Source organism: Shewanella sp. TB7-MNA-CIBAN-0143 (assembly GCF_040310065.1).
Classification (GTDB): Bacteria; Pseudomonadota; Gammaproteobacteria; order Enterobacterales; family Shewanellaceae; genus Shewanella.
The window spans coordinates 1-11727 of the sequence record NZ_JBEOPL010000006.1 but is presented as its reverse complement, the minus strand read 5'-3'; the positions used below and the strand labels follow the sequence as shown (position 1 = coordinate 11727).

At 37.2% G+C, this 11727-nt stretch carries 9 protein-coding genes and 1 pseudogene; 5 read left to right on the top strand and 5 right to left on the bottom strand.

The features are described 5' to 3' along the window. Positions 1–113 precede the first annotated feature (113 nt). Positions 114–602 carry a TIGR00645 family protein gene (locus tag AAEY97_RS06415; protein WP_162024000.1) on the top strand — a complete coding sequence of 163 codons (489 nt, stop codon included), beginning with the start codon at positions 114–116 and terminating at the stop codon, positions 600–602. A gap of 169 nt (positions 603–771) precedes the next feature. Here AAEY97_RS06415 and AAEY97_RS06410 read toward each other — a convergent pair whose 3' ends face one another. From AAEY97_RS06410 to AAEY97_RS06400, 3 genes are all read right to left on the bottom strand, one after another. Beyond that, on the bottom strand, positions 772–1389 hold the full coding sequence (locus AAEY97_RS06410; protein ID WP_350997431.1) for a helix-turn-helix transcriptional regulator: 618 nt from the start codon (positions 1387–1389) through the stop codon (positions 772–774). Next, entirely contained in the window at positions 1386–2759 is a 1374-nt protein-coding gene (locus AAEY97_RS06405) for a type II toxin-antitoxin system HipA family toxin (protein ID WP_182743810.1), read from the bottom strand. Before AAEY97_RS06405 ends, AAEY97_RS06410 begins: the two co-directional genes overlap by 4 nt. A 535-nt stretch (positions 2760–3294) precedes the next feature. Next, on the bottom strand, positions 3295–3531 hold the full coding sequence (locus AAEY97_RS06400; protein ID WP_350997428.1) for a helix-turn-helix domain-containing protein: 237 nt from the start codon (positions 3529–3531) through the stop codon (positions 3295–3297). 207 nt (positions 3532–3738) lie between these two features. Between AAEY97_RS06400 and AAEY97_RS21590 the strand changes: the two are divergent. After that, a pseudogene (locus AAEY97_RS21590) lies at positions 3739–3840 on the top strand (TIGR00645 family protein); the annotation flags it as partial. Positions 3841–4043: 203 nt separating this feature from the next. Here AAEY97_RS21590 and AAEY97_RS06395 read toward each other — a convergent pair. Further along, positions 4044–5576 carry a hypothetical protein gene (locus AAEY97_RS06395; protein ID WP_350997425.1) on the bottom strand — a complete coding sequence of 511 codons (1533 nt, stop codon included), beginning with the start codon at positions 5574–5576 and terminating at the stop codon, positions 4044–4046. Continuing rightward, entirely contained in the window at positions 5576–6481 is a 906-nt protein-coding gene (locus AAEY97_RS06390; RefSeq protein ID WP_350997422.1) for an ATP-binding cassette domain-containing protein, read from the bottom strand. Before AAEY97_RS06390 ends, AAEY97_RS06395 begins: the two co-directional genes overlap by 1 nt. Before the next feature lie 523 nt (positions 6482–7004). Between AAEY97_RS06390 and AAEY97_RS06385 the strand changes: the two genes are divergently transcribed. From AAEY97_RS06385 to AAEY97_RS06375, 3 genes are all read left to right on the top strand, one after another. After that, on the top strand, positions 7005–8060 hold the full coding sequence (locus AAEY97_RS06385) for a nuclease-related domain-containing protein (RefSeq protein ID WP_350997420.1): 1056 nt from the start codon (positions 7005–7007) through the stop codon (positions 8058–8060). A gap of 102 nt (positions 8061–8162) precedes the next feature. Continuing rightward, on the top strand, positions 8163–8996 hold the full coding sequence (locus AAEY97_RS06380) for a Hachiman antiphage defense system protein HamA (RefSeq protein WP_350997417.1): 834 nt from the start codon (positions 8163–8165) through the stop codon (positions 8994–8996). Beyond that, positions 8986–11682 carry a DEAD/DEAH box helicase gene (locus AAEY97_RS06375; RefSeq protein ID WP_350997415.1) on the top strand — a complete coding sequence of 899 codons (2697 nt, stop codon included), beginning with the start codon at positions 8986–8988 and terminating at the stop codon, positions 11680–11682. Before AAEY97_RS06380 ends, AAEY97_RS06375 begins: the two co-directional genes overlap by 11 nt. Positions 11683–11727: the final 45 nt, after the last annotated feature.

Sequence of the window (11727 nt, the reverse complement as noted above, 5' to 3'; positions counted from 1 at the left end):
ACATCATCACGTGTGCCACTGCATGTCGGCGCAGTTAACGTTCATTTTGTTATTGTTTTAGAATGAGTGACTTGAGTTATTTTTACCTATTTTATCTGAAGGATTAATTTTTAATGGAAAAAGTGTTTGAAAGATTGATGTATGCATCACGCTGGATCATGGCGCCGATTTATTTGGGATTAAGCCTAATCTTATTCGCCTTAGGCATAAAGTTCTTTCAAGAGATCTTTCATATTATCCCCAATATTTTCTCGATAAAAGAAGTCGATTTGGTGCTAATCACCCTATCGTTAATCGACATCACTTTAGTCGGTGGTCTACTCATCATGGTGATGTTTTCAGGTTACGAAAACTTCGTCTCACAACTCGATGTGGGTGAAGGCAGTGAAAAACTCAACTGGCTTGGCAAGATGGATGCAGGCTCGCTAAAAAACAAAGTAGCCGCATCTATTGTGGCGATTTCGTCTATTCACCTACTCAAAGTATTTATGAATGCCGAAAATATCGCTAACGACAAAATCATGTGGTATTTGCTCATCCACATCACCTTCGTGTTATCGGCCTTCGCCATGGGATATCTGGATAAAATTACACGCAAGTAATAGCAGATTTACGTCGTGGAAATGGCATAGACAATATCGTGGGGCAGAAAGTTTACTCTGCCTCACTGATTTAGAATGAAACCCCAAACGAAGTGCATAAAATAGCCAGTTGGGAGATCCAACAAGCTTAATAAAAATCATCAACCTATTTTAGGAGCAAACATTTACCTTACTCGGGCAAATACCTAACAAAGTCACCATCATCTAGAACATTTTGCAATACCGTGGGTGAGATTGGGATCAAACCTACGTTTAAACCAAAAGGCTTAAACACTTTATTCAAAACCACAACGCTTGGGTTGCTTCTATTATTTTCTATATCAGAAAGCTTTTTACGAGAAACGTTAACTAACTTTGCATATTTTTCTTGGTTCAAACCGAGCACCTGTATGCGTAACTGAATTAAGGCATCTCCTTGTGTAATGTTAGAAAATAGTAATTTAGTTATAACATTATTAATAACTGCCCTACGTAACTTAGCATCCTTAATAGCCGTTTTCGTAGACGAACGTTGCCTAGTTTGAGTTTTATCACTAGATGTTACATCGCTTGCAAATGACTTACCTCTAGGAGCTCCCTCCAATCTAGGGAGCGGGCCTCTCTGAACAACAACGGGTTTTCCAGCATCTCCAACTGTCATATGGACAACGCTGTTATCAACTCGATTCGTTATAATTTGGTCGCTTCTAGTCTGTATACGTTCCCCCTCGCTGTTAAATTTCATATTGCTATCAGAATTATGTTTTTTTAAGAAGTTAACTGTATTCGTTAAATTTTTCTTTTTCATAATAATTCCCATTGTTTCAATTTTTCATCTAGAAAATCAAACCCAAATGTTGGCATATTCACTATTTGATCAGGAACACCACGATCGATTAGCCTTTGCTTTAAACCGACTAGTTGATGTGCTGTTGTCCTTAGTTCATTTATCAATAGTTCTGGATCAATTAAATCACTTAAGGAGTAGGCAATCTCAATAAAATTAAATTTACCACCAAGTTCAAGATCTGGAGCAGCCCATTTCGTTGTTCTTGGTATACCATCTGGATCAGCTTTCATAGGCGCAAAGTCATAAATGGGGGTTAACCTTATACCCTTGTCATCTTTATAGAATGAAGTATTTCGTCCGTGGTTATCGCTATTACCAAACGCAATATTTAATAAGTCACGGCGAACCCATTCAATAATAAATGCCTCAACATCAAAATGCAGGTGCTTCTCTTTGACTGTATTACTCTGAGTGATCAGGTCAACCAACTCACGTATTGTCTCACCATGATCTAGAATAGTAGCTGGCGGTTTTTTTAACATTGAGTACACAGATTCCATACCATAACGTTTGGTAGTCCCATCTACTTGAGTCTCTATATCGAACCTTGGCAACCAAAGTGAATGATAGTTTTCACCTTTTTCTAGTTTCATGTCTGCTACAGGTATAGTACTAAAACCCATAGCGGTTAACTCATGATAATAGTGGTATTCGGCAACTAATACCGCATCATTAACTCCCCTTCTATTCCCTCTTGGGAATTTAACGAGGTAATACATATCATCAATATTTGTATTGTCTTGATAGGTATCTATCCACACGACATCGTTTTTGCTACGTCTTAGTAGCAGTTTTGGGGCTTCTCCACCTGCTCCAGTAGCTCCACCAGCAGCGGCCCCCCGAGTTTGTGCGTAACTCAAAAAGTCTGCACCTCTACTTGCTACGTCTGAAACTTCAAAGTATTGATTAGGAACTCTATTAACTGCTTCTATAGATTCTTTGATACGCAAATTTCCAATGGGAGAAATAGTGCCATATGCTAGCAACACGAACTTTTGTTGATTGGCTGACATCCCATCTGTATCTATTTGAGTCAGCCAGTACTTTCGGCTTGAGCCACTAGGGATGATGTCGTCAATGAACTTCAACCAACCTTGTTGTCCATTGTCATCAAAATAAAATTCAACAGGGTGATTTATAGATACTGCATGGTGATCATCCGCAGAAAGATTAGCAATTATATAGTCAAGTTCATAATCGACTTCGGTAGCGTCAAATGTGTAATCAGCATTATTCGGGAATGTAATCTTCGCAATATCCTTCCATGAGTTATCAATGAAAGCTTGTACAGTTAGTTCATTTAAATTTTCAAGATTAATATCTTCCATTGAATACTCTTTTTTATACTTAATGAACACTATTGTACTCAAAAACATGTAAAATCTCAATAAAAGTAACTTATAGTACTCAATAATTGTTATCACCTTCAATTACTGAGTACTATAAAACTCATTTGGTTGTTTGTTCTTGTCGTTAATTTGGATAATTAGAAGATTGCTACGCTGATAGCTAATACGTCATATAATACTCAAAAGCTATCGGGCCGGTTTATTATTGAGTTGTATAATACTCAGCAATGAGCCATAACACTACGTATTGAGCATTATATAACTCAATAATCGCATGTTTACATAACATCCTTTAAATGCTTGGCTGACTAAACTTAAATAAAACGCCAAACAACAAATTGAACGCTTATTTAAGAAAAATAAATTCGACCTACACTTATGAATACGAGATAAATATCAGTCTTATCGGTCTTCGTCATTGGATATTTGGATAAAATTACCCGTAAATAACAATCCATCACAAAATAAAAAGCCCCGATACATAACAGCATCAGGGCTTTTTATTTACTATCGATTAGTACCACACTTTAGGATCAGCGTTATGATTCTGCGCGACATCAATACTAATCCCCAGACCATTAAGAATTTTAAACACTGTCGAGATATAAACATCATTGCCTTTCTCAACACGGATTAAGGTCTTTTTGGTCACGCCACACATCATCGCCGCCACATCTTGAGTCAGTGCTGCGTTGTTTCTGGTTTCTTTAATGAGTAAGCCCAAGGATTGTTGATTGAGTGCAGATGCCATAACGTTAGTCCAAAGTGTACTTTGCTACACTTTATAGTGATTTACTCTTTTGCTTCAGTTAAAAGTGTAACATAGTACACCTTCACAGTGTCTAGGTTGTTAAATGAGTTAAAGTGTAAGTTGTTACACTATACGATTATTTCGTGATTTGCTGATTAAATGTAATCACTACAGACTGTGAAATTGACCCGAAGATTGATAGAAATCAATATAGATAACGACAAAATCATGTGGTATTTGCTCATCCACATCACCTTTGTATTATCGGCCTTCGCCATGGGATATTTGGATAAAATTACCCGCAAGTAATATCAGGCTCACTTGATGTAAATAGCAGAGATAAATAGTGGGGGAAAGTTAACTCTTCCCCACTTATTTTTAATGACCTATTTGAAATGGACGACACAACCACAATCTACATTCGAGGTTTACACTCATTCCTGCGGATGGACTTAATTACTTTTTCATCATTTATCTAGCCACTATCCGGCTATTAAACTGATGTTGATATGCTAGCGGGTGCGTTTAGCACTAACGGTTAACATCAGCAGACCGATTGCAGTAGCAAAAAATAAATACGGTACACCCGCCTGCCAACTTGCTTGGCTATTCACACCAAAAAAATCGACATATAGTGCAGCTTGAATGGGCCCCATGTACCAAAGTGCCGGATAAAGCACTTCAAACATCCGTTTTGTTCCTGTAAACGTGCCACAAAAATAGGCCAAAGATACAGTAAATGAAATGGCGATAATCAATTGAACCAGCAACAACCACTCAGCTCCTCCTGTAAAGCGCAGCACACTTCCCATACTTGCTAAGCCTAATAACATCCATGCTGCTGAATAACTGGCTAAGCTTTGTAATATGGGGGATTGTTTGCTGTAAGTCATCAGCTCTACCGTATTCGATTGTTTTTCTAATTGGCCTAACTGAGAAATCACTAACACGCACCACAACCATGAAATGGGTAAAAAAATGCTGAGAAGTAAATCCTGGCTGATAAACAACTGAATACCATTCAACACCAGCAAACCGATAAACCAATATACCGAATGGCCTTTGAGTATTAATTTTAGCTCTAATCTTAATAAACGAGTAAAAGCGAAATGCTGAGTTAACGTGACAAAAAAACTATCCAGTAGGCTAACCACTTTGGTTTTTAATGTGAAATTCATCCATAAATCTGGTTTGTTTTCAGATAGTGAGTGTGCGCTAAAACGGTCAAAAAAGATAAACGCTAACACTAAACAACCAAGACAAATAAGAAGCAAAGGCAGCGCTCCCCAAAGGTGCATTATCGTCGGCTCTATTCCTTGCCAAACAAAGGTATTTATTTCGCGTGTTTCATCACTGATATTTATGCCTATATTAGTATTACCTTGCTGTAGCGGAAAGCGCTCTGCGACTTCTGCATCTAAATGGTCGACTAATGCTCCGATCCCAGACACGCTTTCAATGGTTTGAACAATAGAGCCAATCCATAAGAAAAAATAAACGACGTTGCCTAACCCGCCTCTAAGCCACTTAATTGACTCAAACATTATCGCGATAGCGGCAATAGCCAATAGCATTGGCAATACAAAAACGAATTGTGGCCATGCTAACGCCCAAAGATCGATTTGATAACTTTCACCATAATAAAGCTGGATCCCAATACTACTCAGCAACATAACCAGCACAATAGAAAACAGAATAAATACACTTGTGCACCACTTGGCTAATAAAAAAGTCAGTTTATTAATCGGGGTTGCTGCGATGAGTTCACAGGTCATTGATTGTCGGTCTAATTCAAGAGCATTTTTGACCAGATAAAAACAGATAAGAGGCAAAAACAACACGTTCAACATCGCGAGGCATATACCAAGCCAGGCGCTATTGTAGATACCACGATAACCATTAATCACTAGCGTTTGATAATGGGCATCAGGGGATGGGAAAAAAAGTAATGTTAATACCGACATCGCCAGAAGTGTTACTACAAAGCTTTGCTGGCGAGTTCGTTGTTTAAAATCAGCGACAATGCATTGCCAAACTTGATTCATTAACTTGCCCTCGCATAGCCAATTTGAGCTTGTCGATGACTGGTAAAATAAAGGTAAGCATCCTCTAAGGATGGAGTTCTTGAAATGGCTCTTTCATCGGGGCAATTGTCAGCAATAATGTTGAGTTCAACCATGGTGTCTTTACGCACACTATGGCCAACAATAAACTCATGCTGAATTTGCTTTAGTTCACTGAAATTTGCGATGAGTTGCCAGCATTTATTAGCGATCTTATCTTGAAGTGCACGTGGTGATTCTGATTGAATTAAACTCCCGGAGTGCATAATCGCAATACGGTCTGCGATGGATTCAACATCTGCCACGATATGCGTAGAGAATATAATGCACCGTTCACCTGCCAACTCGGTTAATAACTGGCGAAAATTGGCACGCTCTTGTGGGTCAAGGCCAACGGTGGGTTCATCAATAATCAGCAATTTGGGATCATTAAGTAAAGCCTGTGCAATACCAATTCGTTGTTTCATGCCGCCAGAATAGCCTTTCAATGGCATATGCGCAGCGTGCGTTAGGTTGAGTTTATGAAGTAAATCGTCGATGGTGTGATTTGCGGTTAATTTATCTAACCCTTTTAAGCTAGCCATGTAGTGCAGAAATTCGATGCCGGATAACTGATCATATACCCCAAAATATTGTGGCAAATAACCCAGCTCTTTCCTCAATACTTGAGGTGACTTAATAATATCTTGCCCTTGCCAGAAGATATTCCCATGGGTTGGTTTTGTTATTGTTGCGAGAATACGCATCAAGCTAGATTTACCCGCACCATTAGGACCTAACAGCCCCAAAACCCCCGGCTCAACTTGCAGCGACAGCGATTTGATTGCAGGCTTAGCCTTTTTCCCACTTTGGTATTGATGACTAAGTGATTGAATATCCAATAACATTGTATTTCCCTATATAGATCAAGATGAAATAACAATGCAAATACAGCGCCAAAAATAATCTATTAAAATTCAACAAGTTAAGCTTCACTCAATTAGAGTGTTTACAAATAATGCTGAATTTAACTAACTATTGGTGAAATAAGTAAAGCTTTGAGCCCAATATCGTTCACATCGCATCCTAATAAGACTTAACGAAAAAACCGTTACATATTAAGCAACAAGCGAAAAACAAAAAGCCTCAATACGGTTAAGAATCGAGGCTTTCTCTTTTATAAGAAGTTTGGCTTTAGGCTTTTATCAATCACCTAAGTGTTGAAGCGATGCAGTTATCACCGATTTAGACAAAAAAGAAAGTTTATTCTGCCTCCACTAATATGCAGTCGCTAAACGAGTTAGAAGTATATGTTGTTACACTATCGAATCGATTACGCCCTACTTTTAAAATTAACACTGGCTTTTTTATCAGCATCATAGATATTATGAGATTGATTATTATCAAGTTATGAATGGATGCTGTTGGTAAATGATTCTTAAAACTAAAACACTAAAAATGACCAAAACGCCGCAAACGATTGCCGGTCAAAAACAAGAACAGGATGTGGCCTTCTTCTTACGCCGCGCATTTAAAGACAACCCTGAAGTACTGGTTATCAACGACTTCAAATTCAGCTTTAATAATGAAACAGCTCAAATCGATCACTTGATTGTGTATACCTATGGCTTTGTGCTCATTGAATCAAAAAGCATAAAAGGTCACGTTAAAGTGAACAACCAAGGCGAATGGACACGCAGTTATAACAGCCAATGGTCAGGTATGTCTTCGCCCATCAAGCAAGTTGAGCTGCAACAAGCCTTATTGAAAGAAATGCTCATGCATCATAGGAATGACATATTAAGCAAGTTACTGGGTATAAAGCAGCAAGGCTTCAATGGACGCTGCTGGCATTATTTATGTGCGATATCCAGTAATGCGGTGATCGACCGAAAAACCATGCCCAAAGAGATTTCAGACAAACTGTATAAAACTGAGTTTTTGGTCGATGAACTCAAAAATATCATGAATCTTAAACACAAATTGCTCCGCTTGGTCAGCGTCACCGACACTCGACCAGACTTTAGCCAACGGGAACTCGATTCAATCGGTCAATTTCTTATTAGCCAACATCTCGACTCAAATACTCAGCAAGTTGACGCAGCTCCAGCACAACTAAAGCAAATCCAAGCGATACCCAAAAGACCAGAACTAAAACCAGAGCTTGAGCCAGAGCTTCAACCAGCGTTAGCGCCCATTAATGCTCTAGCTCAATCTACTGTCGCAATACTTGCACCAGCAGCGGTTGTCGCATTAGCGCCAGGCCAACAACCTATAATAAGCTGCAAACATTGCGGTGAATCAACACAATACACCCCGATGTATGGCAAGTTCGGTTACTACATCAACTGTAACCAGTGCAGTAAAAATACATCGATGAAATTACCATGCCCACTATGCATGAGTAAAAATACCAAAGTCACTAAGCGCAAAGAAACCTACACCTTGAATTGTGTAGATTGTGAGTTTGAAAATAGGTTGATTTAAATGTTGTAGGGAATGACAAGACGTTAAAAACGTTTACTTAGATCTAATTTATCCTGAACTTACCTGTTGCTCGTTGGATAAGCCCATTAAAGGAAAAGTAGTATGCCATGGACAAATAAACATCTGAAATGGTTAGAAAATACAGGAGAGATAATAACAACAGCTTGTGGTAAGCAAGCCCCTATTTATACTTTTAATCCAGATATGACTGACGAAGCTACAATGTCTGCCTGGGCGAAACATTTCAGAAATCATTATTGTGATGATAAAGAGATTGATGAATTAAGAGAAGGCACTGGCCTATCTAGATCTGAGTACTTATTAAAAGTAAAACTCCCAGTTCAAAAAATTACAGCGCCCCATGAAAAAACAGGTCCCGCTACACGGTCTGGGGATTTCACCGAGATACTTGTATCTGACTTTCTGGAGTTTAATTTAAATTACTGGGTTCCAAGAACTCGTTATGAATTTAAAGTGAACCCAAACTTATCTGAAAATGGTTCTGATGTAATTGGTTTTAAGTTTTCTGCTGATGGCAAACCTAAGAATGATGAGTTAATGATATATGAAGTTAAAGGATCATTAACTGGAAATAAACCTTCAAATCGATTACAGATAGCAGTAAATGACTCAAATAAAGATCGCTTTAGAATTGCAGAGTCTCTTAATGCAATAAAACAACGATTAAAATTAAAGGGTCTTCAACAAGATGTACCTAAAGTACAGCGATTTCAAAACATTGGAGATCATCCGTACAAAGAAAAATACGGAGCTGCATCTGTTTTAACTAATACAATGTACTCTGATACAGAGTTAAATAAAACTGATACCACAGGGCATATTAATAACTCTTCTTTAAGTTTATTGGTTATTAAGGGAGATGCTTTAATGGATTTAGTTCATTTCTTATATCAAAGGGCTGCTGATGAAGCTTGAACATAGCTCAAAAATATATCTGTCTATTACAAAATCTAAAGCGAAAATGTATGAATTTGGTGTAGAAGAAGAGCATCATATTAATTTAACGATTGAACCTCAAAAGTTACTTTTACTAACTATTGGGATACTAGGTGATTTATCCGCTATAGAGGCTTCTCATTTAGCCAAAAATGAGAATAATGAAGAATACATATCTTTAAAATCTCAACTGATAGATGTAAGCCAATATTTTGATTCTTTGAACAATTCAAGATTAGAAAGCTCATTATCTAACTATTTAAATTTATTAGGTTCAGCCTCTTATTACTTAGCTGATATGCCAGGTAGTTCTTTAGTTTTAATAAATTCTGTAGATTATGACATTGATATCCTTACACCTTCCTATATCGAAGGTATTTTGATTTGGCTATTAAAAGGAAATTTACTGCATGAATGGTATATCGTAAAAAATTGCGATTTTGAAAAAGAGCTAGAATATTTTACATCGAGTATAACTAATTGCTTCAAACAAGAAGTGCCATTTGCTCAACTTGATGATGCAATAAAAAAATTAAGGGGAGCTGTATACGCAGGCGGAAATGCACGTGAGCTGTTACTTGTAGATATATTGGGTGCTATAGCGAAGAGAAAGTTAAAATATTCATCGTTAATTTGCCTTCCAAAATATACAGGTTTAACAGTTAACCTTTGGAAATCAGCACTAGCTAAAGACGATTTCATAAAAGAGTTTTGGCCCGCGCAACGTTTGTTAGGTGAGAATGGGGTTTTTGAAGGGAAATCAGCTGTTGTCCAGATGCCAACCAGTGCAGGCAAGACAAAATCAACGGAATTAATTATACGCAGCTCTTTTTTATCAAAAAGAAGTAATTTAGCTGTAGTTGTCGCCCCATTCAGAGCTTTATGTAGGGAAATAGCTGATTCATTTAAAAAATCATTTTCAAATGAAAATATCAAAATCAATGAACTACAAGATGTACCACAATTAAATCCCAATGATTTAGCAATGATTAATGACCTGCTGAATATAGAGGATGATGATAATGTTAGTAGTTCCGTCATTATAACAACACCAGAAAAATTAGTTTATTTACTTCGCCATGAACCAGAATTAGCATCTAATATTGGTTTATTAATTTTTGATGAAGGTCACCAGTTTGATTCTGGTTCTAGAGGAATTACATATGAATTATTACTGGCATCCTTAAAGGCAAATATCCCTGTTGATTCTCAACTCATACTTATTTCGGCTGTTATGTCTAACGCTGAAACCATAGGTGATTGGTTGTATGGCGAGAATGGGACGGAGGTTAAAGGTACTCACTGTTTACCTACTATTAGATCAACAGCATTCGCTAGTTCTACAGGTAAATTACAATATATAGATAAAGATTTTATAGGAGAAAGGGAGTTTTTTGTTCCTAGAATAATAGAACAAGTAAATTTAGGAACTCGCGGTACAGAAAGCGTTGACCGAATATTTCCAAAAACAGGAGATAACTCGGCTATATCTGCATATCTAGGTATAAAATTGGCTCAACAATCACCAACTGCTATATTTTGTGGAACGAAATCTATAATCACATCCATTTGCAAAACGCTTGTAGATCATTATTCAAGAGGGTTAGAAATACCACCTCCGCTATCTAATAGTGATCAACAAGAATTATCAAAGATTGCAAGTTTAAGCCGAAAGCATTTTGCAGATAAGAGTATATTCCCTAGAGCTATCGATTTAGGTATTTTACCTCATGGATCTAATATTCCAAATGGTCTTAGAGTGTCTGCTGAATGGGCGATGGAGAATAATAAAGCTTCGCTTGTTGTTTGTACTTCAACACTAGCTCAAGGTGTAAACCTTCCAATTAAGTATTTAATTATTTCAAATACAGCTCAGGGAATAAATAAAATATCCACAAGAGATTTTCATAACCTTATAGGTAGGGCTGGTAGATCGGGTTATCACACTGAAGGCAGCGTTATTTTTTCCAATACAAAGCTATATGATGAACGACTTACATGGGATGGTGATAAAAGATGGAAAGAAGTAAGAGCTCTATTAGACCCTTCTAATTCAGAGGACTGCGTAAGTAGCTTAAAACGGTTGATTGAACCCATTATAGTTGGCAGGAAACAATTGACAGCAATTGAGTTTATCAAAAGCCCTAATCATTATAGAGATTTATGCATAAAAGTTGCAATAGAGGATAAAATTACAGGGCAAGACTTAAAGGATTTGATATTTGAGCTAGATAGTAAGAAAAAGACAATCAATGCACTTGAAAGTTATATGATGTCTTTTCTTAAAGACGCACCAGAAGTTGATAATGAAACTATCTTTTTAGATTTGGCTCAAGGAACATTGGCTCATCATTTGTGCTCTGACAAAGAGAAGCTCTTACTCATCGAAGCTTTTGAATTGATCTATAAATCTGTAATTAAAGTTGAACCAGATAAACTAGCTTTTTACGGTAAAGCACTCCTAGGAATTGAAGACTTAATATTCATTGAAAAATGGTTAGAAGAAAACTATGAAAATTTATGTACTCAAGAAGGTATATTTGAGTTATTTAAGTGCATTTGGCCACTGCTGTTAAATGTGTGTAGAAATGAACTGTTTGAAAAATTAAGCCCTTTAGAGATGGTTTTAGAGTCCCCCTGTGTCAGGATTGTTGTCACCCCTTAAAATCATCCAATAATTAAATAGAGGGGGCGGTCAATGAGAGCTCAA